This is a genomic window from Chromobacterium sp. CCUG 30098 (assembly GCF_059916605.1).
Map to the genome: position 1 here is coordinate 457,475 of NZ_JAUCGS010000002.1, position 25,472 is coordinate 482,946.

A 25,472-nucleotide genomic window follows, 5' to 3' on the forward strand; every position below is an offset into this window, starting at 1 on the left:
AAGACGCCGCCGTTTTCTCATGCCAGGGCGAGCCAGTTCAAGGTCTGGCGAGCATTAGCGTGGTAGTTCGCTCCACAGCTTCAACAGCCGCTTGGCAGACACCGGATACGGCGTTTTCAGCTCCTGGGCGAACAGGCTGACGCGCAGTTCCTCGATCTGCCAGCGGAAATCCAGCAGCGCCTGGGACGCGCCTTCGGCTTCATTGTCCTCGGCCACCCGGGTTTCCCATTTCTGCCATAGGTCGCGGATTTCCGCGCCACGCTGGCCGTCGCGCTGCGGGTTGGCCGGCTGCTTGTCCATGCGCAAGCCCATCGCGCGCATATAGCGCGGCAGGTGCGGCAGCTGGCTCCACGGCGTGGCGGCCAGGAAGCCCTTGTAAACCAGCTTGGCCAATTGCTGCTGCAACTCGTAGCCCAGCTTGTGCTTCTGCATCTTGACGCTGAGCGGGCCGTATTCGGACGCCACCTGGCCCAGATACTGGGTCACCGCCTGGTTGACGGCCGGCAGCCGGGTGCGGGCGCGGGTTTTCTGCTCGTTGAAGGCTTTCTCATTGCGCGGCAGCGCGTCGTCGCCGATGAAGGCGCGGTCGCAGATGCAGGCGATGGCGTCGGCCAGCAATTCGTCGACATTGGCCACCGCGCGCAGTTGCAGACCCAGCTGGGTCATGCCGGGCAGGCCCTTGGACAGCTGCTTCATCTGCTCCTTGAGCTGCAGTTGCAGCAGCCGGATCACGCCTTGACGGTGATGGCGCTCGGCCATCAACTGGGTGTCGAACAGGCGGATCGCCACCTTGTCCTGCTCCAGCGTCAGCGCCGGATAGCCGGTCAGCTGCTGGCGGCCGCGGGCGAACTGAATGCTTTCCGGCAGTTCGCCAAAGTCCCAGCTGCTGACTTCGTCGCGCTCGAACTCCGCGCTGGTGTCGCGGAAGGTCAGCTGGGCGGCCTGGCCGAACTGCTTTTGCAGCGCCAGCAGATCGCGGCCCAGGCCGATTTCCTGCTTGCCGTCGTCAATGACGCGGAAGTTGAACAGCAGATGGGCCGGCAGCTCCTGGACGCGGAAATCGTCGATGTCCACTTTGACGCCGCCGGTTTCGCGCAGGATGAAGCGCGCCAGCTGCGGCGCGATCGGCTGCTGCTGGTCCGGATTGACGCTGAGGAAGCGGGTGACGAAGTCCGGCACTGGCACGCAGCAGCGGCGGATCTGCTTGGGCAGGCCCTTGATCAGCTGTTGCAGCTTCTCGCGCACCATGCCGGGCACCAGCCATTCGAAAGCGGCCGGCTGCAGGCGGTTGAGGATGGCCAGCGGCACGTCCAGGGTGACGCCGTCCAGCGGGTGGTTGGGTTCGAAGCGGTAGCGCAGCTTGAGGCGGCCGTCTTCCAGCTCCAGCCATTCCGGGAACTGGTTTTCGGTGACATGTTGCGCGGCGTGGCGCATCAGTTCTTCGCGCGTCAGCTGCAGCAGCTTGGCTTCGGTCTTTTCCGCCTCCTTGCGCCAGGCCTCGAAGCTGGCGGCGTCCACCACCTCGGCCGGAATCCGTTCGCTGTAGAAGGCGAACAGCGCCTCTTCGTCCACCAGCACGTCCTGACGCCGCGCCTTGTGCTCCAGCTGCTCCACTTCGCGGATCAATTGCTGATTGCGCTGGAAGAAGGGCGCGTTGCTGACGTAGTCCATATTTACCAGCGCGCCGCGGATGAACAGCTCGCGCGCTTCTTCCGGCGCGATGCGGCCGTAGCTGACCGGCCGGCGCGGCACCAGGGTCAGGCCGTACAGGGTGACGCGCTCGCTGGCCACCACTTCGCCGCGGCTCTTTTCCCAGTGCGGGTCGAAGTAATGGTATTTGACCAGGTGCGGCGCCAGCTTTTCCACCCATTCCGGCTCGATCTTGGCCACGCAGCGGGCGTAGAGGCGGGTGGTTTCCACCAGTTCCGCCGCCACCAGCCATTTGGGCTTGGCCTTTTTCAGGCCGGAGCCGGGGAAGACGTGGAAGTTGACGCCGCGGGTGCCTTGGTAATCGTCGCCTTCCTGGTTTTTCATGCCCAGATTGCCGATCAGGCCGGTCACCAGCGCCTTGTGCAGGTTTTCATAAGCGACGGCGTCCAGCTGCTGGCGCTTTTTCTGCGTCATCTGCGCGTCCGGCTGCTCGGCGTCGGCGTGCGCCTGTTCGCGCTTGATCAGGCCCAGCTCGCCGGCGATGTCCGCCAGCTGCGCGTGCAGTTCGCGCCATTCGCGCAAGCGCAGATGGGACAGGAAGTGCTCGTGGCAGGTGTTGATCAGCAGACGGTTGGATTTCTTGTGCTTGAGCGCGTCGGAGAAGAAGTCCCACAGGTGCAGGAAGGACAGGAAGTCGGACTTCTCGTCGTTGAAGCGCGCCTGCGCGCGTTCGGCCGCCTCGCGCGCCTCGAACGGGCGTTCGCGCGGGTCTTGCACGCTGAGGGCGGCGGCGATGATCAGCACTTCGCGCACGCAGCCGAAGTCGCGGCCGGCCAGCAGCAGGCGGCCCACTTTCGGGTCCACCGGAATCCGCGCCAGCTCCTTGCCCACGCCGGTGAGTTCGCCCTTGTCGTCCACCGCGCCCAGTTCGGTCAGCACCTGGTAGCCGTCGGCGATCAGCCGGCTGCTGGGCGCTTCGATGAAGGGGAAGGCGTCCACTTTGCCCAGCCGCAGCGCGGCCATGCGCAGAATGACCGCGGCCAGGTTGGAGCGGACGATTTCCGGATCAGTGAAGGCCGGACGCTGATTGAAGTCGTCCTCGCCGTACAGGCGCACGCAGATGCCGGCCTCGACGCGGCCGCAACGGCCGGCGCGCTGCCGCGCCGCCGCCTGGGAGATCTTCTCCACTTGCAGCTGTTCCACCTTGGCGCGCGGGCTGTAGCGGTTGATGCGCGCCTGTCCTGTGTCGATCACGTATTTGATGCCCGGCACCGTCAGCGAGGTTTCGGCCACATTGGTGGCCAGCACGATGCGGCGGCCGCCGGAGGGCTTGAAGATCTTTTGCTGGTCCTCGTTGGACAGGCGGGCAAACAAGGGCAGGATTTCGTAGCCGCGGATGCCGGATTTACGCAGTTTTTCCGCGGTTTCGCGGATTTCGCGCTCGCCGGGCAGGAAGACCAGCATATCGCCCGGGCCCTGGCGCGACAGCTCGTCGACGGCGTCGACGATGGCGCCTTCCATTTCCACTTCGCGCTCGTCTTCGTCGCGTTGCGCCAATGGGCGGTAACGCACTTCCACCGGGTAAGTGCGGCCGGAGACTTCGATCACCGGCGCGCCGTCGAAATGGCGGGAGAAGCGGTCGGCGTCGATGGTGGCCGAGGTGATGATCACTTTCAGGTCCGGCCGGCGCGGCAGCAGCTGTTTCAGATAACCCAGCAGGAAGTCGATGTTGAGGCTGCGTTCATGCGCCTCGTCGATGATGATGGTGTCGTAGTTTTCCAGATAACGGTCGGTCTGGGTTTCCGCCAGCATGATGCCGTCGGTCATCAGCTTGATCACCGATTTGTCCGACAGCTTGTCGGTGAAGCGCACCTTGAAGCCGACATGCTCGCCCAGCGTGGATTTCAGCTCCTGGGCGATGCGGCTGGCCACCGAGCGCGCGGCCAGCCGGCGCGGCTGGGTGTGGCCGATCAGGCCGTGCACGCCGCGGCCCAGTTCCAGGCAGATCTTGGGCAGCTGGGTGGTTTTGCCGGAGCCGGTTTCGCCGCAGATGATCACCACCTGATGGCCGTCGATGGCGGCTTTGATGTCGGCCAGTTTCTGGTTGACCGGCAGGGCGTCGTCGAAATCGGGCTTGGGCAGATGGGCGCGGCGCGCGGCCACCTTGGCGGCGGAGCGCTCGATCTGCGTCTGGATATCGGCCAGCTGCCTGTCCGCGGGCTGGTTTTTCTTCAGCCGCTCGGCGGCGTCGCTCAGTTTGCGGCGCAAGGCGTGGCGGTCGCGGATCAGGCAGGAGGGGAGGTCGGCCTTGAGTTGGGCCAGCAGCTGGGCAGCAGTCATCGGGAAAAGAACACTGGATTACAGGAAAGCGGCGATTATAACAGCTGCGTGGCGGTCCGGCAGGCCTGGATTGCCGGCCGGACGCCGGCGGAACGGCTTATTTGCGCTGGCGGTAGCGGCCCAGCTCCGCTTTCAGCCAGCCGGCGCTGGCCACCGGTTGCGCCGAGCCGCAACGCACCTGATAGGCCTTGCCGCTGATGCTGCTTTGGGTGGCCGCGCGCTCGATGAAGCTTTCCGCGTTGCTGACCCAGTCTTTTTTCAGCAGATACTGGTATTTGTCGTTTAGATGATCGCGGGCCTCTTTAGAGCCGTACCAACTGCCGTTGCGATTGAATTCGCAGCCGGATTGGGCCAGATAGTCCAATAGATGGTTGATCTCGTTCTTGGCGGCCGGGGTGGGCGCGGCGACGGCCGCGCCGGCGCTCAAACAAAAAAACAGCCAGATCGGCAGCTTCGGGGTCATGCTTCGCTCCATTGCAATTGGAATGCGCAGACTATGCGCGATGGGGCGGGGCTTGTCCAACTTCCGCGCCGCCTTTATGCTGTGCCGGTCTTCAGGGCGGGGTGAAATTCCCCACCGGCGGTATGTCGCGGCGAATGCCGGCGACGAGCCCGCGAGCGCCGCGCAGCCGTTTCCACGATGCGCGGGTCAGCAGATTCGGTGAGAAGCCGAAGCCGACGGTGAGAGTCCGGATGAGAGAAGACGCGCGCCAGGCCGTGAGAGCCTGTTCAAAGTCTGCTGCGCTTCAGCGATACGGCGTTAAAAACGAGCTCAAAATGCTCATGTACCACTTGTACATTCCGCTTTTTCACTCGTTTTCGCCTTGTCTCGCCCTTGCTCGCGAGACTTTGAACAGGCTCAGAGAGCCCGGCGCGCTTTTGCGCGTCGGCATGGCCGTGCGCCGCCCTGGGGCGCTTTCCTTAAGTATTTACGGAGCCTCCACATGCAGCAAAACATCTACGACCATCCGGTCTTTTTCTCCCAATACCAAGCCTTGCGTGACAGCGACACCGGGCTGAACGGCGTGCTGGAGCAGCCCGCCTTGCGCGGCGCGCTGCCGCCGCTGGCCGGCATCGACATCCTGGACCTGGGGTGCGGTTTCGGCGATTTCGCCCGCTGGGCGCGCGGCGAGGGCGCGGCCAGCGTCACCGCGGTGGATTTGTCCGAACGCATGCTGGAACAGGCGCGGGCGCGCACCCAGGATTCCGCCATCCAATACCAGTGCGCGGGCATCGAGGGTTTTCAGCCTCCGGCCGCCGCCTATGATCTGGCCGTGTCCTCGCTGGCCCTGCACTATGTGGAGGATTACGCGGCGGCGGCGGCGCGCGTGTTCGCCGCGCTGCGGCCCGGCGGCGTGTTCGCGCTGACGGTGGAGCACCCGATTTGCACGGCCAGCCCTCAGGGCTGGGCGCTGGACGCGGCGGGCGAGCCATCGCACTGGACGCTGGACGCCTACTTTCAGCAAGATGCGCGCGCAAGCCGTTGGTTCGTCGACGGCGTGATCAAACATCACCGCACGGTGGAAAGCTATGTGAAAGGCTTGCTGGACGCCGGCTTCCAACTGCTTCACCTGGGCGAGCCCGCGCCGGACCCGCAGACCCTGGCGCATCGGGACGGTTTGCGGCCGCACGCGCGCCGTCCGGCCCTACTGCTGCTCTCCGCGCGAAAGCCGGCGCGTTAGCGCAGCCTTGCCGGACTGGCCCGAACCTGTTCAAAGTCTCGCGCAAGTCGCGGCAAGGCGAAAACGGCTGAAAAACGGCATGGCTGTTTTCAACGCCGTATCGCCGGCGCGTAGCAGATCGCAAACAGGTTCTTAGAACCAAGCCGCGCATGCCCGGTCCAGCAATGATCGGGCAAGAATCAGGAGGAGGGCGATGAGAAGCGGATGGGTAGCGGGGATTCTGATTCTGGCCTTATCGACGGCGCCCGCCGTCGGCAAGACCCCGCCGGAACAGGCCGTCATCGAACCGGCCCACATCGTCGAGGCCATCAAGCTGCAGCAGGAGGCGGATGCCGCCAAGGACAGGCCGCCGCAAAACGGCGAGCCGTGGTTTACCGTATTGGAGGGCAAGCGTCCCATCATCGTCACCGCGCCGCACGCCACCAGCCCGTTCCGCGACGGGCAATACCGTTTCTCCAACGGCGGCGGCACCGCGGCCTTGGCGGCGATGCTGCACCAACTGGCCGGCGCCACCGCGATCTACACCACCCGCGCCTCGCCGTCCGACCCCAATTACGAAGACGACAACGCCTTCAAACGCAAGCTGGCGGCTTTGATCGCCGATCAGCGTCCCTTGCTGGTGCTGGACCTGCACGGCAGCCATCCTTACCGGCCTTACGACGTGGATTTCGGCACCTTGAACGGGGCTTCGCTCCTGGGCAAGCCCTGGCTGCAACAGCGGCTGGAGCAGCGTTTGCGAGGGCAGGGCGTGCTCAATGTCTCCGACAACTACTTCGCCGCGTCCAAGCATCAGACCATCGCCAAATTCGCTTCGCGGCTGGGCGTGCCCGCCATTCAGCTGGAAATCAGCAGCACCTGGCTCACGCCCTCGGACGGGAATCTGGCCGCGCATCGTTTCTCCCAGCTCTTGCAGGCGCTGGTGCGCTATGTGAGAGAGGTGGAGGACTAGGCGCGGCGCTCAGGCGTCGTGCCAGCGGGAGCGGTTTGGCACGGCGCAGCCGATATCGGCCTCAGGCTGGTTTGGGACCGATGGCGAATGCACCACCAGCAAGGACGCGTCGTCCAAGATGGCTTCGTTCTGGCGGTGGCGCTGCAGCGCCTGCAATACGGTATTGCCGATCCGTCCGGGCCAGCCGGCTTCCACCGCCTTGATCACGCCGTCCAGGCCAAACATCTGGCCATTGTCCGCCTGGGCCTCGGTAATGCCGTCCGAGCAGACGACCAGCGCATGCTCCGGCTTCAACATGCTGGTTTCCAGCGAACGGTCGAACTGTCTAGCCGCCAAAATGCTCAGGGGCGGGTGCTCGGAACGGAATTGCTTGACCTTGCGCCCTTGCGGATCAAACATCAGCGCGCAGGGAATGCCGCCGTTCCAGACCTGCACAGACTGCGCGGCCGCGTCGATTCCGATGAGGATGCCGGCGACGAAGCGCCCGGAGGGCAGCAGGCGGTGCAGTTTGTCGTTGATGGCCGCCGCGATGTCGCCCAAGGCCGCTTGCGCCTGAGCCAGCTCGTAAAAGCACTCCACCGCCGGGATGGCGCTGATGGCCGCGGTCAGGCCGTGTCCTGTGCAATCGGCCAGCATCAGGTATTCCCGATCTGTCGCGCGGGCATAGCAGACCAGATCGCCGTTGAACTGGGAAGCCGGCCGCAAATGACGCCAGACATGGGCCGGCAGTTCCAGTTGTTGCCGATTCAGCCGCTCGATCAGCTCCAAGGCGTAGCTTTGTTCGCGCTCATTGTTCTGGAAGTAGCGCTCCAGGCGCACCGCGTCCTGGTTGATCTGCCGCTGCATTTGGGCGATGCGCAAAAATACCTGGATCTTGGCCGTCAGCAGGTCCGGGCTGACCGGTTTGGTCAGATAGTCGTCGCCGCCGGCCTTGAGGCCTTCGATCAGATCTTGCTGCTGGCTCAGGCCGGTCAGGAAGATGATGGGCACCCAGTGTTCTCCGAACAGGGTCCGCAGCTCCATCGTGGCCTGCAGCCCGTTCATCACCGGCATGATGATGTCCATCAGGATCAAGTCGTAGCCGACTGTCTTACACCTGGCGACGGCCTCCCGGCCATTGCCGGCGAGATCGCATTGATAGCCCAGGTCTTCAACGAAGGTGCGGACCATCAGGCTATTGGTGGCGCTGTCGTCCACCAGCAAAATTTTGGGCTGGGGCATGCTGTTTCCATTACGTGTCAGGAAAGGGAAGCGAGCGGCGCAAACGAGCGCAAAGGCAATTACATTGGCATTGCACTGTGGGTATAGCATATGTGAGGCGGCGATGGCGCACTGCGGCAATAAAAATCAGTCCGCGCGGCGGATTGGACTTTGCCCGCCGTCGTCAATTTCCGCCAGGGCGCGGGAAACCCCGTGCTAGTATGCGGGTTTTGGCGGCGCAAAGCGCGGCCCGTTTCATCCCAGAGAGCATTAGACCCCCGATCATGAAATTCGCGACGCACACCATTGCGCTGGCCTTGAGCCTGGCGTTGATCAGCCCGGCCAGCCTGGCCGAACCCGAAGACATGCCTCTGCCCGGCGACGTGCAGATGGCGCCGGCGAGCAAGCCTGCGCGCAAGGCCGCGCCGGCCAAAACCGTTCAGGCGGCGGAACCGGCGCGCGCCAAAGAGCAAGCCAAGCCTGCTCGCCAGGCCAAAGGCAAGGCCAAGGCGAAATCCGCGAAGCAGGGCAAGCGTCAGGCCAAGGCCATTAGCGCCAAGCAGACGCGTCACGGCAAGGCGGCGGCCAAGCCGGCAACAAAAAAATCGACCGTCAAAAAATCGACGGCCAAAAAGCCGCGTCACGCAGCCAAAACCGCAAAGCGCGCGCCGCAGGCCAAGGCGCCCGCTAAAAAAATCAGCAAAAACAAAAAGGTAGGAAAAAGCGTGAAGAAGGCGCATAAAAAGGCGCCGAAAAAGACGCGCTGACGGCTTGCCAAAGCCATTGAGGCAAGACATAATACGCCTCTCTTCGCCGGTGTAGCTCAGTTGGTAGAGCACCTGACTTGTAATCAGGGGGTCGCGAGTTCGATTCCTGCCGCCGGCACCAATAAAATCAAGGGCCTATAGAGTTTTCTCTATAGGCCCTTGGTGCGTTTTAGGGGAGTGCCGGCCACATTGGCTAATATTTCCCACTACGCCAAAATATCGCCGCCCCGCCGCTTCGCGCATTGTTACGCTTTTCCCCATACTTCTTTAGCCAAGAATCGTCTTCACCCCTATAAACCGTCATAAAGCATTGTTTCTGTAGAAAAATACTTTAGTCGGCTACTTATTGATGTAACGGCGACATTAATCGGCACGCCAATCGTTAATTTGATTCACCCCTTATGGGAGACTGACAAATGACTGGAGATGGCAATTTCCTCACTCCGGAAGGGATGAGAGTCGATATCGAAACAAGCGCGGCCGAAACGCTGAGAATTCTGAATCAGAACTTTCCATGGGCGCCGAACTTGCAGTTCGACCTTATGGCTTTTAGAGAGTGCTGGAATTTTGCAACGGTAAGAATTGGCTGGCTGTGGTTACAGACCCAAAGGGAACTGCAGTTTCATTTCAATTGGAAAGGCGGGCGAGCAGGTTTCTTGCAAGCCACACTGTGTGCGCTGAACAGCCTCGCGATCTACGAGGCCCGCACCTCTTCCAGTTGGACAGTATACGGGACCGCCTTCACCAGCGCTTTGGCCAATTTTTTCGCTTACTACGATAAGGGCCCAAGCAAAAGAAGCAAGAAAAAATTCTTTGGGATGCTCTTGGTTTCTGCCGGATACGCCTTTCTTTCGTATGCCGGCAGCAATGCCTATCAATTCTTGCTTGCCTATGACTCGATCGCATTTTCAATTTGCGTCATTTTAGTCGGCCACCATCTTGCCATCAGGGGATAGGCCCCTTTTTTCGAGGGCATAAAAAGACCCCAGCCAATCAGGCTGGGGCTCATGGTCATAACAGGAGGCCGACATGAGGATGCCAGCTACTGCCTGTTATAGGCGGCCGGCATGCTTGTTCGAACTGACCAAAAGACGGGCGGCCATCATTGGCCTGCAGGCGAGCTCTATATTCCGAGAACGCTCTCGGCTTGACGCGCAGCGGATTTTGAAGCGCTTTTAAGCGGCAAAGCGCTTGCGCAGCCAGTAATCCGCGCTGACGTAGCGGCCGCCGCCGTAAAAGAACAGCACCAACAGCATGACGAAGTAGGTGGCGGCGAACTCCATCCCGTTGTTCAGGATGACCGGGTCGCCCAGTTCAGTGATGTAGTTGTAACGGCCGGGGAAGTTCTCCGCCAGCCAGGACAGGAAGCCGGCCAAGCGCTGGCTGGACTCCATGTCCTTGGCGGCAATGGCCAGCCAGCCGCGCGGCAGGTGCACCATGGCGCTGGCCGCGCTCATCAGCACCATCATGGGGATGGCCATCACCCGGGTGAACAAGCCGAGCGCGATGCAGACCAGGCCCAGCACCTCGGTGGCCGCGGCCAGAAAGGCGAACAGCACGGGGAAGGGCAGGCCCAGGCCGCCTTCGCTGGCCGGAGCGCCGAACCAGCTCACCGCCGCGCTGAAGCCGACCACCTTGGAATGGGCGCCGACGTAGATCACCGGCAGCAGATAGAGGCGGACGCCCAGCAGGGCGATGAAGTCGTATTGCTTGCAAGCCGCAAGCGCCTGGTCGAAACCATTCATTATCTTGGCAATCATTTTCGTATTCCTCATATTGGGCGGGCGGCGTCGGACGCCGGCGCGCGCATGTCGCGCATCTGTATCAAGCCGGTGACGAGCGCTTCCTTGAGCCAGGTCCAGAGCGCGTCGGGCGGAACTTCGGCCGACAGCGCCGGATAGGCGCAAGGCGTCCGCAAGGCCTCCAGCAGCCAGCGATCTAAGGCGCTCAGCGGTTTCCGGATCACCTGATGTCGGGCGTCGCGGAAGATGGCGTAAGGGCCGGCAAGCCCGGCGAAGTCCAGCTGCAGTTCAACGCAGGCCAGCGTGGGATTGAGCGAGAAAACGGAGCTTTCCGTCGCCAGCCCGGCGGAGGGCGGCGTCACGACGGCCTCGTCTATTTCCACGCTGAACAGCAGCCACTCGTATTCCAGGCATTGCCGCAGATCCGCGGGCAGGCCGGCTTGGGAGAAACAGAGAAACTCGGTGGCGATGTGGTGGAACTCGGGGCTGGACGAGGCGTGACCCGCCAAAAAGTCGTCGATGCGGCTGCGCAGCTGCTCAGCCGACAGCCTGGCGCAGAACAAGGGGAAGACATGGCTCAGCACTTCCTCGATATTGCCGCGCAGAAACTGGCGGTAAAGCTCGACGGAACGCTCGCCCGAGGCCTCCGGGCCGCCCCGCAGCCGCCGGCTGAAGGTTTCGATGTCCGATATCGCGTTCATGATGTCTCCTTTGCCGCGCTCAGGCGGCCTGGGCCGCCGGCAGGTGGATGCGGCGCCGCAGCGCGGCCGCTTCTTCGCACAGCTCCCGCCACGGCGGCAACTGGTTGTCGCGCTCCAGCAACAGCGGACGGGAGCCGTGCAAAGCCACGGCGTGCCGGGCCAGTTCCAGCACCTCTTCGCATACGGCCGCGCCGTGGGTGTCGATCAAGATGCCATCGTCGCGGCGCCAGTGGCCGGCGATGTGGAAGTAGCGGATGGCCTGGGACGGCAGATCGGCGATGAAGCGTCGCGGGTCGTAACCGTGGTTGCAGGCGTTGACGTAGACGTTGTTGATGTCCAGCAGCAATTGGCAGCCGCTTTGTTCGACAACGGCGCGGATGAAGTCCGCTTCCTCCATCTGGCCGGCGTGGGCGTGGTAGTAGCTGATGTTTTCCAGGATCAACGGTCTATCCAGGAGGTCTTGAACCTGGCGTATCTTGGCGGCGACGCGCGCCGCGGTCGCTTCGCCGCGGGGGATCGGCAGCAGTTCGTACAAATAACCTTGCCGATCGCGGGAGTAACTGAGGTGGTCGCCGTGCAGGCGGATGCGATAGCGGTCGAGAAAGCGCTTGGCGCGCTGGAGATAGTCCGCGTCCAGCGGCAGCTCGTCGCCTATCGACAGGCTGAGCCCATGCGAGATCAACGGGTATTTCTCCGCCAGACGGTCCAGCTGCTCGCGTTTGCGGCCGCCGATGTCCATCCAGTTTTCCAGCGTGATTTCCAGGAAGTCGATTTCAGGCTGCGGGGGGTGATCGGCCAGCCATTGGGCATGTTCGGCGCGCAGCCCCACGCCGACGGCCTGTTGATTTATTGTCCGCATACGCCCTCCACCATTTTTCCCTTGCCGGTTTGGTCGGAGTGGACGCCTTGGCCGGTCTTGCCGCACTTGCCGTCGCGGGCGCGCACCAATTGATCTTGCGGATCGTGCCGGAGAGGGGCTTTCTCATACATCTTCACCGTGCCGCACTTGCCGCTGGCGCATTTGCCGCCATGGCCGCTTTGGCTTTTCACCGCTTGCGCCGGCTGGCTGGCTTCCGCCGCCAATGCGGCTTCGGCGCTCAGGCCGAGCAAGGATGTCATGGCGATGGAAAGAATGATCTGTTTTTTCATGTCGGTTCTCCTTTGGGATGGCGGCGCTCAATGCGCCTGGAAGCATGAAAGGTCGCGGCTGGCGTGGATCGGGCCTGGGTAATAACGGCGGACGATGGAGATCGATTGCTCCTTGAGCCGCAGGCCCTTGCCCATGAAATGGTTGAGCACCAGCTGCTTGGGCTTCGCCGCGGCGGCGATGCGGCCGACGACGGACGGCTTGGCGTGCAGGAAGGCGGAAGCGGGGTCCGCCTGCTCGTCGATGGCGAGCGGCATCACCAGAATGTCCGCGTTCTTGGCGAAATCGATAAAGCGAGGGTTGCCGCCGTTCTGATCGGCGGAGACGACGATGCTGCCGTCCTTGGTGTCGATCCGATAAGCGAGGCAGGGCACGTCGCCGTGCGGAATGCCGAGCGCGCTGATGCGGACGCCGTCTTTTTCATACACTGTGGTCGGCGTGGTCTTGCGGTAGTCCACATTGGACAGCGAGACCTTGAGCGGGATGTCGCCCTGGCCGGAGTAGAGGCCGGACAGATAGGCGTAAGCGCCGCTTTTGGCGTTGAACTGGGCGTTCATGAAGCCGCTCAGACTGGGAAAGCCGGCGCCGCCCGTTGGGCCGGACATCTGAATGGCGCGGGGCGAGCTGAAAAAGTAGCTGCCCTTGAGCAGCGCGGGCAAGTCCGATACATGGTCGGTGTGAAAGTGGGTGAGGCCGATGAAGCCGACGTCTTCCAGCCGCGCGCCGGATTGGCCGAAGCGCAGAAAGGCGCCGCCGCCGGCGTCTATCAGCGCCACCGGCTTGCCCTTCCACCAGATCAGCGAGGCGGACGAAGCACGGCCGTCATCGGAGATCGGCCCGCCCGAGCCCAGCAATTGCAAGGCGTAGTCTTTGTTTTCGCATTGAGTTGGGCTGGCCAGGGAAGCGTTGGCAGCGCAGGCCAGCAAGAGGGATAAGGCAAGCATGCGGATTTTCATTTTGCGCTCCTTGTGCGGCGCGGTGATTTGGCCTGAGGAGGGAGGCCGGCCTGCGTCATCGCCGCCGTATTTCATTGAATTCGACGAGATTTCCCCTTGCAGGCGGGAGTCGCGTCGCTTTGGCTATGACTAAAGCTTATCACCGCGCTTATATCAGCATTACTTTTTGTATTTATGGATATGAGTAGAAAAACTTATATGCAGAGGTGAAGATCCCTTGAATATTCGGCGATGGGCGGCGACGGGAGAGGGCGGAGGAAGTAGACGGGGACAGCGTCAAAACGATGTGGAGGATCAAGCAGGCGCGCCGGCCTGCTTGTGATGGAAAGATGGATAGGGGTGTAGCGCGGGGGCGAGACGGGGCCCTCCGCCATGCGGCTAGGCCCGCCCCTCGTCCCGAGCGCGCAGCCACGCCACGGTGTGATTCAGCAATTGATAGGCGATGGAGATGGGCGTCGGCGTTTGCGGCAGGGCGTCGATGTCGAACCAGCCGGCGTCTTCGATCTCGCCCTCCTGAGGCTGGATGTCGCCGCTGTCGTACTCCGCGGTAAAGCCCAGCATCAGCGAGTGGGGAAAGGGCCAGGATTGAGAGCAGACGTAGCGCAGATTCTTGATGCGCACGCCCACCTCTTCAAACGCCTCGCGGTGTACGCATTCCTCCAGGGTTTCGCCGGGCTCGACAAAACCGGCCAGCGCGCTGTAGACGCCGGGGACGAAATGAGGGCTGCGCGCCAGCAACAATTGCCGGCCGCGATGGATTACTACCATCATCGCCGGCGACAGCTTGGGATAGTAGAGCTGGCCGCAGCTGGAACAGCGTTTGCCGCTATCGTCCGGCCGCTGAAGCAGCGGCCCGGCGCAACGGCCGCAATAACGATGAGTGCGCTGGAACTGGCGGATTTGCGCGGCGCGGGCGATGGCCGGCGTCAGCCCGGAAGGCAGGCTGAGCAAGGCCGGGCGCAGGGCCAGCCACTCGCAGCCGGCCGGCGGAGCACCCACCAGTTCCGCCAGAAACAGATTGTGTTCCTCATGCACGCCGATGAACAGGATTTGGGCCAGCGGCCAGGCGCGCGCGCGGTCATCCGGCAGGGCCTGGTCCAGCAACAGGATCTTGGGCCCTTCGAAAATGCAGTAGCGGGCAGGCAGCGCGGGATCGGGCAGGGCGGGCAGGTCGAATGGCATGGCGGCTTGGTTAAGGTTTGAGCCCCTCAGTTTACGCCCACTCCCGGCGCCGCGTACATCCAGTGTTCGCTTTGCCGGCGCACCACCTCGGACAAAGAACCGCTGTCGTCGAACACCTGCCGCAGCCAGGCGCTGTCGGACTGCCGCTTCAACACCCGCTGGCGCAAGGCGGTCAACTGCGCCTGATTGCCCAGCGCCTCGGCCTGCGGCTCCAGCTGATTCAAGGTGTTGAGCAAATCCTCCTGCAGTCCGATTTGGCTATTGTTGCCGGCATCCACCAACATTCCGTCAAAACCGAAGCGGCAGGCCTGGAAGCGGTTGTAGCTATACGTCAGATAATGTTCCTGACACACCTCGTCCTGGCGTTCGCTCAGACAGCGGTGCGCCAGCATCTGCGCGTAAGCCGCCAGCAGCACTGGCGTCTCCACCGACAGCGGCGTGTCACAGATGCGGATTTCCACCGTGCCGTACTCCGGCTTGGGCCGGATGTCCCAGTAAAAGTCCTTCATGCTGGCGACAATCCCAAGGTTGGCCATGCGCCGGAAATAGTCGTTGAACTGCGCCCAGTTGTTGACGCAAGGCATGCAGCCGGACAGCGGGAAGGCGTTGACGCTGGTCAGTCGCGAGGTCTGGAACAGCGTGTCCACCCCCTGATAAAACGGAGAAGACGCGGACAGCGCGATGAAGTGCGGAATGTAGCGCGCCAGATAATGGGTCAGGCGCACCGCGCTGTCGCCGTCCGGGCAGCCGATGTGGATGTGCTGGCCGTAAACGGTGAACTGCTTGGCCAGATAGCCGTACAGCTCGGACACCAGGTGATAGCGCTCCTTGGGGTAGATGCGTTGCTCGTCCCAATGCTGGAACGGATGCGAGCCGCCGCCGGCCAGGCCCAGATTCAGTTTGCGCGCGCTGCTGACCAGCAGCTCGCGGATGGCCAGAATCTCCTCCAGCATCTTGTTGACGTCGCTGTGCACGGCGGTGCCGATCTCAATCATGCCCTGGGTGATTTCCGGCTTGATGTCGAAACCGTGCTGCAGGCGATTCACCTGCAACAGCAAATCGTCCGAGCCGCGGGTCAGATCGTAATCGCGCCGATTGAGAATCATCAGCTCCAGCTCCACCCCCAGGGTCAGCGGCTGACTGCGGTTGAATTCCAGCATCGTCTCACTCCTGCGGCCGGGTTTCGCCGGCCAGCTTCAAGGCCAGGCGGGTCAGCACCGGCGCGCACAATTCATTGATCACCAGGATGGCCATCATCACTCCGCTGAAGTTTCCCGCGGCGGCGCCCAGGGAAATCGCTCCCAAGCTCATCAGCAAAGAAGTGCCGCCGGACCAGGAGTTCAGCGCCAAGCCCAGGCAGGCGCCGTGGCGCTTGGGCAGGCCATTGGCGCCGGCCGCCAGCCACCAGATCAACACGGCGAAGCCGGTGCGCAGCAGCAGGCAGGCCAGGGCCACCGGCCAGAACTGCGCCAGCGACTGCGGCGCCAGTTGCGCGCCGGCGGCCACGAAGAACGCCACGGTAAAGATATGGGCGGACGACATGATGCCGCGTTCGGTCACGGTATGGCCGTGCTTGAGGTTGCGCGTGGCCAGGCCGGCCGTGAGCAAGGCCAGGGACGGCAAGACCTGCAGCATGTCCGCCACGCCGACCACCAGCGCGATCAAACCGAACAGCATGACTTTCTGCGATTCCCGCTGCCGGCCGCCCAGCCAGCGATTAAGCTGGATTGCCGCGAGACCGGCCAACAGGCCCAGCGCACAGGAGGCCAAGGTCAGCCAGCCCGGCAGCAGAATGCCGCTTTCCACGCCGTTGTTGCCGGACAGATGGCCATAGGACAAGGCCAGCGCGAAGCAGGGCAGGGCCAGCAGATTGGACAATGCCGTGGCCACCAGCAGGCGTTCGCTGACCTGTCCGTCCGCGTTAGACTCGCGCACAATCTCCAGCGTGACCACCGGCGAAGTGGCCACGCCCAGCGCGGCCAGCATCAGGCTGGCCGCCAGACCCAGGCCGAACAGCTGCAAGGCGGCGAACAGGCCAAGCAAGGTCAGCAGGCAATAGAACAAGGTGGTCAGCAACAAGGTGCGTTCCACCCGCAGCCAGCGCAAATCCACGCGGCGCCCGGCCTCAAACAGCGCAATGCCCAAGGCCAGGTGCACGAAGATGGACGCTTGCTGCAATAGTTGCTCGTCCAGTAGCCGCAGGCTGTGCGGACCAATCAGCAAGCCGGTCAGCACATAACCGACGATGGCGGGCAGACGCGCCACCCGCACGGCGATCTGGCCGCCAATCACGCCCAGCGACAACAGCACGCCGAATGCCGCCAAAGGATTGAGCGCCAGCGTTTGCCAAGGCAGGCTCATGATAATTCCCCCGTTTATTTTTGATTTTGACTGACGCGCCAGCCTGAGCCGGCGCAGCGAAAGCGGAATGTTGACGTCTTGCGACGGATCGGATGGGACGCGCATTGAAATGCGCGAAATCGCCCTCAGAGTATGAGAGACGATAAAACGGGACGAGAGTTCATGGTGATTGAGTGGATTCGCCGCGCGCTATCCGGCAAAACCGCTCCGGAAACGATGGCCGCGCTGCGAGAGCAGGCCGCGCGCATGCCGCTGCTGGCCGGGCTGAACGAGGCGGAGCTATCGCGCCTGATCGAACTGGCGGCCTGGGTTTTGCGCAGCAAAAGCTTCTCCGGCCAAGACGGGGTGCGCTTAAGCGCCCGCTCATGCGCCAGCGTGGCCCTGCAAATGGCGCTGCCCGCCATGAATCTGGGCAAAGCCGCCCTGAGCGGCTGGAACGACGTGGTGCTGTACCCGTCGCCGTTTGTCGCGCGCGACATCTGGATGGACGGCATAGGCCTGCAGCATGAGAGCGAGAGCGTGCTGATAGGCCAGGCCCGTCAGGACGGCCCGGTGGTGTTGTCGCTGCCGGACGCGCGCGCCTCCGAGCAGCTGGACGGCTGGAACGTGGTGATTCACGAAGTGGCGCACAAGCTGGACATGCTCAATGGCCCGGCCAACGGTTCGCCGCCCTTGCACAAGGGCATGCAACAGGCGCAATGGAGCCGCGTCTGGTCCCGGGGCTATCGCTTGTTGTGCCGAATGCTGGACCGTGGCATCGATCCCGGCTGGCTGGACCCGTACGCGGCGGAGAACCCGGCCGAGTTCTTCGCCGTGTTGAGCGAAGCCTTTTTCGAGCTGCCGCACCATCTCAAGTTGGACAGCCCGGAGCTGTACGAGCAGCTTGTCTTGTTCTACCGCCAAGATCCGGCGGCGAGGTTGCCCGAGCCCGAGGCGGAACCCGCCCCGGGCCCGGAGTTCTGATCAACCGGCGCGCGGTGCCGGCAGCCTCTCCAGGTCATCCAGCAAGCCCAGCAACTGGCTCAGCTTTTCCTGGCCCAAATGGCTTTCTATCTGGCGATAACAGTCTTCCGCCAGCGGGGAGATCTGTTGAATCAGGTCACGGCCGTCCCGCGACATTGAAATGATCAGACGTCGGCTGTCCACATGGTCGCGCTGACGATGGATCAGCCCCGCTTTTTCCATGCGGACCAGGATGCCGGTCAGGCTTGGCGGCAGGATACAAGCCCGGTCCGCGATAACGCCGGCCTCCTGATCGCCAAAGTCCTCCAGCACTCGCAGAATGCGCCACTGTTGCTCTGTCACCCCGTAACGGTTGAGGATCGGGCGGAAGTAAGCCATCACCGATTCCCTGGCCCGCAGCAGGTGCTGGGGCAGCCGTTGATTATGTAGTTTTATGTTTTTGTTGGTCATTTAGATCGTTGCTTCCGGCTGCGCGCAGCCAGTGTTGCTGGTTATCGCCCGAGAGGGCGAACTCGACAAATAAAATGCCATGCAAATACCTGTCACATATTTACTTTATTCCAAATTTTAATCCAAAAACAAAAAAAATAGCATCTCAATACCATATATTCATTGAATTAATTATGCATACCGGGCGAAGTAACGGGCAAAAGCGCCAAGTGGCATAGCCTCCAAGAGCATAATTTGCGTTACGGTGACGATAATTTTGAATTTACGTCACAGTGACGCATAATTAACTTGGACCAACAGGCACAAACGGGCAGAGGAGGGCGGGCAATGAAGGAAGAACAGCGACAAGGCGAAGCCGCCGCAGCCAGGAAGCGCGGCCGTCCTAGTACCGGCCTTGCAATGTCCGGGGCGGAACGGCAACGAAAGTACCGGGCAAATACCGTCACCGTAACGTTAAATGATAAGGAATGGGCCCACCTGACCAATATGCTGGAGCAGGCGCTGAAAGCCGATCCATCGTGTTACGGCGAGTCCGATTTCGCGCTGGCCAGAAAAATCTACAGCGCCGCCATCAAGGGCAACCCGCCGCCGGATTGTTTTCACAAGCCCGCGACCAAGCGTCAAAACGAAACATAGTCATTCCAGGACGCAACCATCCCAATGGCCACTGCGCAAGACGCCGCCTGGCTTATGCTGATGAGTGTTGTTTTTTGCGTGAGACCAAGAAGATGAACGCCTCTTACAGTCCAAGCGGAGTCTGCGTTGAAGCCGCTCCGGCCGGCGCGCATGGCTTTGACGCCGATACGCCGCTGTCCCTGGAGCTTGCCCGGCAGTTCGCCGCCTCCGGCTACCAATTTTGCGTTCGTTATCTCTCGCTAGGGTCCGATGAGTACGCCTCAGACCTGTCCGCAAGCGAAGCGCAGGATATTCTTGAAGCGGGCCTGGTCTTGATGGCCGTGCAACATGTGAGAGAGCCCGGCTGGTCGCCGAATGCGGCCATGGGCAAAAGCGACGGCCAGAACACCGCCGCGCATGCGAAAACGGTCGGATTATTGCCCGGCGTGAACATCTGGTGCGATCTGGAAGGCGTGGCGGACGGGACGGCGGCGCAGGATGTGGCCGACTATTGCTCGCAATGGTTTGAAGCGGTTTCCGCCGCGGGCTACGCGCCAGGCTTGTATGTAGGGTCCGACGCGGGATTGAGCGGAGCGCAGTTGTATGAATTGCCTTTCCAGCATTACTGGCAATCTTGCAGCAGCGTGCCGGAGATCCCGCAACGGGGCTACCAAATGGTGCAGACCCTGGTGCCTCAGCCGGTGAACAGGATCGGCATCGACGCCGATCAGACGCAAAACGACCAGTTGGCCGGCACGGTGAGATGGCAGGTTCTGACGGAGAGGGCTTGACGATGAAGGCGGCGAAGAACTTGAAGCGCTTTTCCTAGCCTCCTTTATTTGACATAATATACAAATGGCATGTTGCGGCAACGCTACATGCAGCATTTGTCATGCGCTGAGACGCACTAGCATTGTCAGCGCTTAGACTCCCCATCAGCATCGCCCCCGCCGTCAGCCCGCCCAGGGCGAGGGCGCCCATCTTTTTTAGCAAGTCCTCCCAAACGTCCTTACGTGCTTGATTTTTCTCGCGTTCCATCTGTGCTGCTGCGATGACAATCATGCCGTCAATGCCCAAGGTTTTGGCGATCATGATGCATGCGAAGTCGTCCATGATGCGTTCGCCGCTCAGGTATTGCCCGATTGTGTTCCCATGGATGCCTAGCTTTTCTCCTGCCTTCCTATTGCTTGTCTCGCCCATCTTTTCCATGGCTTCGCGCAGGTAGTCGCTGCTGAGCTTCATGTTTTCCTCTCTTGTTCACTCAACCGAGTGAGAATAATATTCGGTTGTCACTCATGCGAGTGAAGTTGTCTGTTACCCAATTTTAGCAGGGGAGGCATGCCGTGTACCGGTCCAAATTCTGCGCTCTATTTCGTTGTCATGGCCACGCCATGACAACGTCCAAGCCCTTCTTTTTTGTCTGCCGCACCGGCTTTGTCTTCGCTTCTCGGCCAGTCGTCCGTCTGGCCCTTTCACGCACCAACTGAGGACCTACCCATGAAAGCCATTTTGTCCGGTTTCCTTCACATGAGCGGCATTGCCAAGCAGTCCGGCAAGCCGTTCGACATGCGCACATTGATTGTGCTTGTCCCGGCTCAGAACGCCGCGTCCGAGAAATTCAACAAGCTGGGCGTTGGCTATGAAGTCGCTGAGTTGCCGGTGGCTGACTCCGCCAAACCGGCTTTCATGTCGTTGACCTATCCCTGCCATGCGCAGCTGGACATCAGCCACGAGATTTTCAACGGCAAGATGCAGCCCATGGTCAACGGCGTTTCCCACGTTGTGCTGCTCAAGCCTGTAGACAAGGCCGCCGCCTGATATGTCCGCTTTCATCGACTACATCTCGATCTCGCAGCTGCATCCGGGTCGACTTAACCCCGAAACGGGTGAAGTTGAACCGACTTTGCCGCTGGTCGATTCGGGTGTAGTCGGCAAGTGGGGCAGGGACATGGAAACCGGTGAACTGATTGATAACCCTGAGTGGGGGCAGTCTTCAAAGCTGTTCCTGCGCGGCTCTTTCGATAGCCTGGTTATCGTCAAGTGCGACGGTTTCCGCATCACCTTGTCCGGCAACGTGGGTCGCCTGGATCGGCCCGACAACCTGTTCAACATGGACTTCGAACAGACCATTGCGAAGTGCAATGAAGTCCTGTCGCGTTTCCGTTTGCCTCCTTTCACCGCTGGTGAGCAGGTGGTAAACGCAAATCCGTCAGTGTATGACCTTGAACACGGCGTCAACCTTGTCCACTGGACCGGCGCTACGATCTCCGGTCTTCACATCACGCGCAATTATCAAACCGGCAGTCCGAAGGACGCCGAAGCCTTCATGCGCTGGCTCTCTACACAGTCCATCAGCAACGTCAAACGCAACCGCGCTAGCCCTGAGTCGTGCGCCTGGGGCAGCAAGGGCGGTCGCAAGATGTTGAAGGCCTACATCAAGTATCTCGAAATGCTCGCCCCCGGTCACAAGCATGGGCGCTCTACCTCTCAAATCAAGTGTGACCCTGTTTATCAATTTGCACGGGAACAAGGCATTGTGCGGCTGGAAATGGAGGCAGGACGCCTCTTGCTGCGCGACAAAGGTCTGCGGTTCCTGGGAGACATCACGATGGACAACATCGTTAACCTCTTTGACGCCGAGGTCCGGCCTCTCTTGTCCCGCGTTCGCCAGGACATCACTCGTCTCGACATCGAGGGCTTGCCCTCAAAAATCCGCATGACTGCCGCTTGCTACTTGCGCGGCGAGGACGTTCGCCAGTTAGTCAGCCAGGCCACGTTCTACCGTCACGCAAAAGCCTTGCGTGATTACGGTATCGACATCAGCGAACCGCTGGCCAAGTTCGACAAGATCAATCACGTGATCAAGGTCGTTGAAGTCGCACCGGCAACTTGCCCGGACTGGTACTGGCAGCATCAAGAGCGCTTGTTTGTCGAGCGCACACGCCTTGAAGCCGATCAGGCGCTTGCTGAGGCCGAGCGTTCAGATCGCGCCGCGGCTGTTGCTGCAAACGAGGAAATTCCGCTGCCGATGGTGGCCAATGGCCGCATTGAAGATCCCGACAGGCTCGCGAACTTGCTCCAGGCCGCGAAGGACTATGAAGTCCCTCGCTCTAGGCCACAAGTGTTTCAACAATATTCGTCACAGTAACGGTAAAGGAAAGTTTCTATGCGAAATCTCGTTTTCTTCGTCATCGGCCTGCTGATCTCGTTCGTGGCCATCGCTGGCTACGACATGTATGCGCCGGCTCCGATGTACACCGTTTCGAGCCCAGCTCCGGCTCGTGTTGAGGCGCAATCTTCTCAACCCACTTATCGCCCTGTTCAAAAGCCGGAAGCTTCTGCACCGGCTAGGGCCACTAAACAGGCGTCGTGATTATGGATGCTTCTGCTTCGCTGTCAGTTATTGGCCAAATCCCGAGCAATGAACTGAACCTGATTATCGGTCTGTTCATCTGCTTTGCGCTCGGCTTCTTTGCGGGGCAGCAGCGATGACTCTGACGCCTCAAGAAATCGGCTTGATTGCCGGTTACTGCTCCCTGTGTTGGGGAACAGGCTATTTGCTCGGAATGATGTTCCGTTCGTCTAAACAGCTTCTGGAGAAAATCCTATGAAACACCTGACCGTTGTTCGCAAGTTCGGCTCCCGTCTGTCCCTGGTTGTCCTGGGCGCTAGCGCTTCCGCTGCCGCTATGGCCGATGGCGTTACGCTGCCCGACATGGCTGCGGCTTTGAACACTACCGGCGCCGCAGTCATGTCCAACGCGAATGCTTCTGCGACTGCTGTAACGCCGTATGTTCTGGGTGTGGCCGCAATCATTCTGGTGTACGCCATCGCGAAAAAGTTGTTTAAGAAAATCGCCTAATTGGGCCGACTCTGAAGGAAATGGCGCGGCCACGGCAGTGGCAGCGCCATTGCCTTCTAGGAGGATTAAATGGGCAAGTCACTCAGAATTATCATTCTCGTCACCGTAACGCTATATCAATTGCTGGCACCTGTTCAGTCATACGCGGGCGTTGGCCAGACGCTCTATCCGGTGATACTGAATGCTGCAATCAATGGCGGCAAAATGGCGGGGACAGTCGCAACGAGAGTTATTGCCGGGAATCCGGTTCTTGGTGTTGCAATGACGTCTAATCCGGCGGGTGATGCAAGCTATGACTGCATGGTGGCCGTCAATCCCGCATGCCTCCCATCACCTGATGGCTGGCCACGTGATTCAACAGGCAACCCAACGCCACCAGAATCTACAAGCTCAACTCCAGCCAAATTTCCCACAAAAAGTGATGATGCTAGAGATGATCAATATGGGCCTAATTCGAGTTGGGGCCAAGTATATTGCCGTTCCTCTGGCTGGTGCTGGGTTTGGATTAAAGAAAATGATGATGGCACCACACCATCTCCCCCTAATGGCTTTAATTGGGTGAATCGTGGTTCATTTTTTGCGGATGGCTATCCTGGTCCAATTACAAATGCAAACAAATATACGGGCAATGTAAGTTCGCCGGATTTGCAGGGTGGATGCCCTCCAGGCTATTTGCAGGTTGGCGGAAGTTGCATAATAAAAGACCCATCTGTTGTTAAAAAAACTGGTGTCACGTGCTCAATTGTTAGAGTTGGCAATACTTATTCTTTTGATGGAACCAACCCAGCTTGCGATGGTGCGAAAAATGGTCAATATCAAATGGCCGATGGTAATGTTTATGATGCCTCTTCTGGAAATGTCGTTATCTACCCAAGCTGGGATGATGTTAAAAACAAAAATCCGGCAGCAACCGTTTCCCCAACAGTTGATGGCGGCACGCAAGTCAAGAGCTACGACAAAGTTAGTAATACGACGACTACGACAACAATTAAGGACGGCAAAGTTGTTAGTTCGACAACTGAGGCCGGCAATACAACGAGCAATCCGCCGGGAACGGGCACGGGAACCGGGACAGGCGGTACACCGATAACTTGCCAGCAAGTCGGGACATGCGGTGTTTCTCAAGAAACGACACAACAGGGTGTTAAAACCGGCGTAGACAAGCTTGTGAATCTTGTGACGGATATGACTAAGGTAGATTCATCTTCTCCGGGAAAAGGCGACCTTCCAAGCAATGACACGGACTTTTCTCTTTTGTCCGGAATGACAATGCCCAGCTTGAGCCTGGATTGGCTCATGAAAATGTTTCCAGACCCGCAATGTACGGATATTCAACTGGACATGCCAATGATGTCGTCAACGAATTCCATGACGATTCCTGTTTGCAAGTATTTGCCGCCAATCAGAAATGCCATGATTTGGTTCTGGTATGGTGTCACGGCATTGACGATTATGGGCATGTTCCTTGGCACGAAACCGGAGGATGATAAATGAGTAAAATCTTTGAATGGTTTTACAGCAAGCTCGCCGGTTTCTTTGTTGACGTTCTGACTAAGTTTGGCATTAAAGCGGCTAAGAATTGGGCCGCAGCCATGACGTTGATGGTGGCGCTTGTCACGGCGTTTGTGGCTTTCCAGCAAGTGATTCAAGGCTTGGTGGTGGTGCTGATACATGCGCCGTCTGACACATGGTTTCAGACTGCGGCTTGGCTGGTACTCCCAAGCAATTTCCCGTCTTGCGTCTCTGCCATCGTCACGGCTCGCATAGCGAAGTTTGGCTATATGTGGTTTTCCTGGAAAACCCGACAGTTTATCCACGGCTATCAGCTCGGCCAGAAATTCTAGGGGGCATTGCGATGTCGGTTTACTTCATCACGGGCCATCTTGGCGGTGGCAAAGGTGTCCAGTCCGTTGGCCGCTTGATCGCGTATGCAGAGCAGGGCAGGCGCATTGCCGGCAACGTCGAAATCAATCTTGAGAAGCTCTGCCAGAATCCACGCTCAAAGCAGAGCTATATCCGTTTGCCGGATATCCCGACTTCCGATGATTTGCATGCCTTGGGCCTTGGCTCGGAAACCCGAGCAGAGGATACCTTCGGCGCGCTCGTCCTAGATGAATGTGCCGTGTTCCTGAATTCTCGGGATTGGCAGGAAAAAGGCCGGCGTTCAATTATGGCGTGGCTCGTCCATGCGAGAAAATTCCGCTGGGACGTCTTTATCCAGATTCAGGACGTGGATGCCCTGGACAGCCAAATCCGAAAGCTGTTGCACGAATACACGGTGGACTGCTTGCGCCTAGACAAGCTGTCAATCCCAATCGTGACACGACTGACAGGGTTAAGGCCTCCCAAGTTTTTTGTTGCGCGGGTTTTCTATGGCCGGATGAATCCGCCTGTCCGTGCTGATACGTGGTACACGTCTGGCAAAAGGGCTTTTGATGCCTACGACACCGAGCAGGTGATTATGGATGAATCGGACGATGGGACTTATTGCATGTTGCCGGAATGGCATAGGGTAGGGCGCTACATGCCGCCTCCTAAGACATTTATGGAGAAATGTTATGCAGGACTTTCTGAAGCTTTTGGCCTTTTTCTTCGTGCTCTTATGGTTATTCCTTATATCCTCGTTGTCAGGAAACAAAAAGGATTGGGAGCCTTTCATGCAAAAGCTCGACCAGATCGTTTCCAGCCGGCAAGAGTAATGCCTATGAACCTGTCACTTTTTATTCGCCATAGTCACGACATTTCTCGCCGTTCATATCTGAGAATTTTCCAGCAAAAAGGATTTTAGCAATGGATTCACATTCGCTTATTGGCTTTATTTTGTTTTGCTTAGTTTGCTCCCTGGCTTTTTATTTAAAGCACAGCATTTAGTTGCGTAAATGCAACTCCAATAATTTAATTGACG

The 25,472-nt window shown here is 60.1% G+C and carries 27 protein-coding genes, 1 tRNA gene and 1 riboswitch; of the genes, 15 read left to right on the top strand and 13 right to left on the bottom strand.

All coding sequences use genetic code 11. The annotated features are described in order from the left end of the window. Positions 1 to 54 precede the first annotated feature (54 nt). The gene (gene hrpA, locus QUG03_RS07755; protein ID WP_500819765.1) at positions 55 to 3,990 is read right to left on the bottom strand and encodes an ATP-dependent RNA helicase HrpA; all 3,936 of its coding nucleotides are present in this window, start codon (positions 3,988 to 3,990) and stop codon (positions 55 to 57) included. A gap of 97 nt (positions 3,991 to 4,087) precedes the next feature. Continuing rightward, on the bottom strand, positions 4,088 to 4,453 hold the full coding sequence (locus QUG03_RS07760) for a YfeK family protein (RefSeq protein ID WP_107798990.1): 366 nt from the start codon (positions 4,451 to 4,453) through the stop codon (positions 4,088 to 4,090). A gap of 83 nt (positions 4,454 to 4,536) precedes the next feature. Beyond that, positions 4,537 to 4,699: riboswitch (FMN riboswitch) on the top strand. A 235-nt stretch (positions 4,700 to 4,934) separates the two neighbouring features. Between QUG03_RS07760 and QUG03_RS07765 the strand changes: the two genes are divergently transcribed. Further along, positions 4,935 to 5,672, top strand: coding sequence for a class I SAM-dependent methyltransferase (locus QUG03_RS07765; protein ID WP_500819766.1), 738 nt, complete (start codon positions 4,935 to 4,937; stop codon positions 5,670 to 5,672). A gap of 193 nt (positions 5,673 to 5,865) precedes the next feature. After that, a complete protein-coding gene (locus QUG03_RS07770) occupies positions 5,866 to 6,621 on the top strand; it encodes an N-formylglutamate amidohydrolase (protein WP_500819767.1) in 756 nt (251 codons plus the stop codon). 9 nt (positions 6,622 to 6,630) lie between these two features. Here QUG03_RS07770 and QUG03_RS07775 read toward each other — a convergent pair whose 3' ends face one another. Further along, positions 6,631 to 7,842, bottom strand: a complete 1,212-nt coding sequence (locus QUG03_RS07775; protein WP_500819768.1) for a SpoIIE family protein phosphatase — start codon at positions 7,840 to 7,842, stop codon at positions 6,631 to 6,633. A 263-nt stretch (positions 7,843 to 8,105) separates the two neighbouring features. Here QUG03_RS07775 and QUG03_RS07780 point away from each other — a divergent pair, with 263 nt between their 5' ends. The 3 genes from QUG03_RS07780 to QUG03_RS07790 all read left to right on the top strand — a co-directional run bounded on the left by QUG03_RS07780 (position 8,106) and on the right by QUG03_RS07790 (position 9,544). Continuing rightward, positions 8,106 to 8,588, top strand: coding sequence for a hypothetical protein (locus QUG03_RS07780; protein ID WP_500819769.1), 483 nt, complete (start codon positions 8,106 to 8,108; stop codon positions 8,586 to 8,588). Between the two features lie 45 nt (positions 8,589 to 8,633). Beyond that, positions 8,634 to 8,709: transfer RNA gene (locus tag QUG03_RS07785), tRNA-Thr, on the top strand. Positions 8,710 to 9,004: 295 nt separating this feature from the next. Continuing rightward, positions 9,005 to 9,544: a hypothetical protein gene (locus QUG03_RS07790; protein ID WP_500819770.1), complete on the top strand. Its 540-nt coding sequence runs from the start codon at positions 9,005 to 9,007 to the stop codon at positions 9,542 to 9,544. Between the two features lie 219 nt (positions 9,545 to 9,763). Here the strand turns inward: QUG03_RS07790 and QUG03_RS07795 are convergent, their stop codons facing one another. The 8 genes from QUG03_RS07795 to QUG03_RS07830 all read right to left on the bottom strand — a co-directional run bounded on the left by QUG03_RS07795 (position 9,764) and on the right by QUG03_RS07830 (position 16,677). Next, the gene (locus QUG03_RS07795; protein ID WP_500819771.1) at positions 9,764 to 10,348 is read right to left on the bottom strand and encodes an HvfX family Cu-binding RiPP maturation protein; all 585 of its coding nucleotides are present in this window, start codon (positions 10,346 to 10,348) and stop codon (positions 9,764 to 9,766) included. 11 nt (positions 10,349 to 10,359) lie between these two features. Then, positions 10,360 to 11,031, bottom strand: a complete 672-nt coding sequence (locus QUG03_RS07800; protein ID WP_500819772.1) for an HvfC/BufC family peptide modification chaperone — start codon at positions 11,029 to 11,031, stop codon at positions 10,360 to 10,362. 19 nt (positions 11,032 to 11,050) lie between these two features. Beyond that, on the bottom strand, positions 11,051 to 11,890 hold the full coding sequence (locus QUG03_RS07805) for an MbnB/TglH/ChrH family RiPP precursor modification enzyme (RefSeq protein WP_500819773.1): 840 nt from the start codon (positions 11,888 to 11,890) through the stop codon (positions 11,051 to 11,053). After that, a complete protein-coding gene (locus QUG03_RS07810; protein ID WP_107800000.1) occupies positions 11,878 to 12,180 on the bottom strand; it encodes a hypothetical protein in 303 nt (100 codons plus the stop codon). Before QUG03_RS07810 ends, QUG03_RS07805 begins: the two co-directional genes overlap by 13 nt. A gap of 27 nt (positions 12,181 to 12,207) precedes the next feature. Continuing rightward, positions 12,208 to 13,122, bottom strand: coding sequence for an MBL fold metallo-hydrolase (locus QUG03_RS07815; RefSeq protein WP_500819774.1), 915 nt, complete (start codon positions 13,120 to 13,122; stop codon positions 12,208 to 12,210). Between the two features lie 390 nt (positions 13,123 to 13,512). Continuing rightward, positions 13,513 to 14,316: an NAD(+) diphosphatase gene (gene nudC / locus QUG03_RS07820; protein WP_227108358.1), complete on the bottom strand. Its 804-nt coding sequence runs from the start codon at positions 14,314 to 14,316 to the stop codon at positions 13,513 to 13,515. A gap of 26 nt (positions 14,317 to 14,342) precedes the next feature. Beyond that, positions 14,343 to 15,476 carry a YbdK family carboxylate-amine ligase gene (locus QUG03_RS07825; protein ID WP_107800002.1) on the bottom strand — a complete coding sequence of 378 codons (1,134 nt, stop codon included), beginning with the start codon at positions 15,474 to 15,476 and terminating at the stop codon, positions 14,343 to 14,345. Between the two features lie 4 nt (positions 15,477 to 15,480). Continuing rightward, the gene (locus QUG03_RS07830; RefSeq protein ID WP_227108360.1) at positions 15,481 to 16,677 is read right to left on the bottom strand and encodes a cation:proton antiporter; all 1,197 of its coding nucleotides are present in this window, start codon (positions 16,675 to 16,677) and stop codon (positions 15,481 to 15,483) included. Between the two features lie 162 nt (positions 16,678 to 16,839). On the opposite strand from QUG03_RS07830, the gene QUG03_RS07835 reads away from it, so the two are divergent. Continuing rightward, positions 16,840 to 17,640, top strand: a complete 801-nt coding sequence (locus QUG03_RS07835; RefSeq protein WP_500819775.1) for a M90 family metallopeptidase — start codon at positions 16,840 to 16,842, stop codon at positions 17,638 to 17,640. On the opposite strand, the gene hpaR is transcribed toward QUG03_RS07835, so the two are convergent. Next, positions 17,641 to 18,090: a homoprotocatechuate degradation operon regulator HpaR gene (gene hpaR, locus QUG03_RS07840; RefSeq protein ID WP_500819776.1), complete on the bottom strand. Its 450-nt coding sequence runs from the start codon at positions 18,088 to 18,090 to the stop codon at positions 17,641 to 17,643. Between the two features lie 327 nt (positions 18,091 to 18,417). Between hpaR and QUG03_RS07845 the strand changes: the two genes are divergently transcribed. Both QUG03_RS07845 and QUG03_RS07850 read left to right on the top strand, forming a co-directional pair. Further along, on the top strand, positions 18,418 to 18,726 hold the full coding sequence (locus tag QUG03_RS07845; protein ID WP_500819777.1) for a hypothetical protein: 309 nt from the start codon (positions 18,418 to 18,420) through the stop codon (positions 18,724 to 18,726). Between the two features lie 74 nt (positions 18,727 to 18,800). Next, positions 18,801 to 19,496, top strand: a complete 696-nt coding sequence (locus QUG03_RS07850) for a DUF1906 domain-containing protein (protein WP_500819778.1) — start codon at positions 18,801 to 18,803, stop codon at positions 19,494 to 19,496. Positions 19,497 to 19,530: 34 nt separating this feature from the next. Here QUG03_RS07850 and QUG03_RS07855 read toward each other — a convergent pair whose 3' ends face one another. Beyond that, entirely contained in the window at positions 19,531 to 19,947 is a 417-nt protein-coding gene (locus tag QUG03_RS07855; RefSeq protein WP_500819779.1) for a DUF3693 domain-containing protein, read from the bottom strand. A 255-nt stretch (positions 19,948 to 20,202) separates the two neighbouring features. Here QUG03_RS07855 and QUG03_RS07860 point away from each other — a divergent pair, with 255 nt between their 5' ends. The 7 genes from QUG03_RS07860 to QUG03_RS07890 all read left to right on the top strand — a co-directional run bounded on the left by QUG03_RS07860 (position 20,203) and on the right by QUG03_RS07890 (position 25,355). Beyond that, positions 20,203 to 20,523, top strand: coding sequence for a CTX-RstB family phage integration protein (locus tag QUG03_RS07860; protein ID WP_118267649.1), 321 nt, complete (start codon positions 20,203 to 20,205; stop codon positions 20,521 to 20,523). A gap of 1 nt (position 20,524) precedes the next feature. Continuing rightward, the gene (locus QUG03_RS07865) at positions 20,525 to 21,853 is read left to right on the top strand and encodes a phage/plasmid replication protein, II/X family (protein ID WP_500819780.1); all 1,329 of its coding nucleotides are present in this window, start codon (positions 20,525 to 20,527) and stop codon (positions 21,851 to 21,853) included. A gap of 18 nt (positions 21,854 to 21,871) precedes the next feature. Beyond that, on the top strand, positions 21,872 to 22,078 hold the full coding sequence (locus tag QUG03_RS07870) for a hypothetical protein (RefSeq protein ID WP_500819781.1): 207 nt from the start codon (positions 21,872 to 21,874) through the stop codon (positions 22,076 to 22,078). Positions 22,079 to 22,312: 234 nt separating this feature from the next. After that, positions 22,313 to 22,567, top strand: a complete 255-nt coding sequence (locus tag QUG03_RS07875; RefSeq protein ID WP_500819782.1) for a hypothetical protein — start codon at positions 22,313 to 22,315, stop codon at positions 22,565 to 22,567. 69 nt (positions 22,568 to 22,636) lie between these two features. Next, positions 22,637 to 24,061 carry a hypothetical protein gene (locus QUG03_RS07880; protein WP_500819783.1) on the top strand — a complete coding sequence of 475 codons (1,425 nt, stop codon included), beginning with the start codon at positions 22,637 to 22,639 and terminating at the stop codon, positions 24,059 to 24,061. Beyond that, positions 24,058 to 24,411, top strand: a complete 354-nt coding sequence (locus QUG03_RS07885; protein WP_500819784.1) for a hypothetical protein — start codon at positions 24,058 to 24,060, stop codon at positions 24,409 to 24,411. The genes QUG03_RS07880 and QUG03_RS07885 overlap by 4 nt, the downstream gene beginning before the upstream one ends. Before the next feature lie 11 nt (positions 24,412 to 24,422). Next, positions 24,423 to 25,355 carry a zonular occludens toxin domain-containing protein gene (locus QUG03_RS07890; protein ID WP_500819785.1) on the top strand — a complete coding sequence of 311 codons (933 nt, stop codon included), beginning with the start codon at positions 24,423 to 24,425 and terminating at the stop codon, positions 25,353 to 25,355. The last annotated feature ends 117 nt before the right edge of the window (positions 25,356 to 25,472 follow it).

Excerpts from the sequence above, each read along its gene's own strand:
- QUG03_RS07815 (WP_500819774.1), bottom strand. The coding sequence starts at position 13,122 with ATGCTTGCCTTATCCCTCTTGCTGGCCTGCGCTGCCAACGCTTCCCTG.
- QUG03_RS07860 (WP_118267649.1), top strand. The coding sequence starts at position 20,203 with ATGAAAGCCATTTTGTCCGGTTTCCTTCACATGAGCGGCATTGCCAAG.
- QUG03_RS07770 (WP_500819767.1), top strand. The coding sequence starts at position 5,866 with ATGAGAAGCGGATGGGTAGCGGGGATTCTGATTCTGGCCTTATCGACG.
- QUG03_RS07890 (WP_500819785.1), top strand. The coding sequence starts at position 24,423 with ATGTCGGTTTACTTCATCACGGGCCATCTTGGCGGTGGCAAAGGTGTC.
- nudC (WP_227108358.1), bottom strand. The coding sequence starts at position 14,316 with ATGCCATTCGACCTGCCCGCCCTGCCCGATCCCGCGCTGCCTGCCCGC.
- QUG03_RS07795 (WP_500819771.1), bottom strand. The coding sequence starts at position 10,348 with ATGATTGCCAAGATAATGAATGGTTTCGACCAGGCGCTTGCGGCTTGC.
- QUG03_RS07880 (WP_500819783.1), top strand. The coding sequence starts at position 22,637 with ATGGGCAAGTCACTCAGAATTATCATTCTCGTCACCGTAACGCTATAT.
- QUG03_RS07855 (WP_500819779.1), bottom strand. The coding sequence starts at position 19,947 with ATGAAGCTCAGCAGCGACTACCTGCGCGAAGCCATGGAAAAGATGGGC.
- QUG03_RS07845 (WP_500819777.1), top strand. The coding sequence starts at position 18,418 with ATGAAGGAAGAACAGCGACAAGGCGAAGCCGCCGCAGCCAGGAAGCGC.
- QUG03_RS07760 (WP_107798990.1), bottom strand. The coding sequence starts at position 4,453 with ATGACCCCGAAGCTGCCGATCTGGCTGTTTTTTTGTTTGAGCGCCGGC.
- QUG03_RS07830 (WP_227108360.1), bottom strand. The coding sequence starts at position 16,677 with ATGAGCCTGCCTTGGCAAACGCTGGCGCTCAATCCTTTGGCGGCATTC.
- QUG03_RS07875 (WP_500819782.1), top strand. The coding sequence starts at position 22,313 with ATGAAACACCTGACCGTTGTTCGCAAGTTCGGCTCCCGTCTGTCCCTG.
- QUG03_RS07790 (WP_500819770.1), top strand. The coding sequence starts at position 9,005 with ATGACTGGAGATGGCAATTTCCTCACTCCGGAAGGGATGAGAGTCGAT.
- QUG03_RS07870 (WP_500819781.1), top strand. The coding sequence starts at position 21,872 with ATGCGAAATCTCGTTTTCTTCGTCATCGGCCTGCTGATCTCGTTCGTG.
- QUG03_RS07800 (WP_500819772.1), bottom strand. The coding sequence starts at position 11,031 with ATGAACGCGATATCGGACATCGAAACCTTCAGCCGGCGGCTGCGGGGC.
- hpaR (WP_500819776.1), bottom strand. The coding sequence starts at position 18,090 with ATGACCAACAAAAACATAAAACTACATAATCAACGGCTGCCCCAGCAC.
- QUG03_RS07805 (WP_500819773.1), bottom strand. The coding sequence starts at position 11,890 with ATGCGGACAATAAATCAACAGGCCGTCGGCGTGGGGCTGCGCGCCGAA.
- QUG03_RS07765 (WP_500819766.1), top strand. The coding sequence starts at position 4,935 with ATGCAGCAAAACATCTACGACCATCCGGTCTTTTTCTCCCAATACCAA.
- QUG03_RS07775 (WP_500819768.1), bottom strand. The coding sequence starts at position 7,842 with ATGCCCCAGCCCAAAATTTTGCTGGTGGACGACAGCGCCACCAATAGC.
- QUG03_RS07810 (WP_107800000.1), bottom strand. The coding sequence starts at position 12,180 with ATGAAAAAACAGATCATTCTTTCCATCGCCATGACATCCTTGCTCGGC.
- QUG03_RS07780 (WP_500819769.1), top strand. The coding sequence starts at position 8,106 with ATGAAATTCGCGACGCACACCATTGCGCTGGCCTTGAGCCTGGCGTTG.
- hrpA (WP_500819765.1), bottom strand. The coding sequence starts at position 3,990 with ATGACTGCTGCCCAGCTGCTGGCCCAACTCAAGGCCGACCTCCCCTCC.
- QUG03_RS07865 (WP_500819780.1), top strand. The coding sequence starts at position 20,525 with ATGTCCGCTTTCATCGACTACATCTCGATCTCGCAGCTGCATCCGGGT.
- QUG03_RS07825 (WP_107800002.1), bottom strand. The coding sequence starts at position 15,476 with ATGCTGGAATTCAACCGCAGTCAGCCGCTGACCCTGGGGGTGGAGCTG.
- QUG03_RS07835 (WP_500819775.1), top strand. The coding sequence starts at position 16,840 with ATGGTGATTGAGTGGATTCGCCGCGCGCTATCCGGCAAAACCGCTCCG.
- QUG03_RS07885 (WP_500819784.1), top strand. The coding sequence starts at position 24,058 with ATGAGTAAAATCTTTGAATGGTTTTACAGCAAGCTCGCCGGTTTCTTT.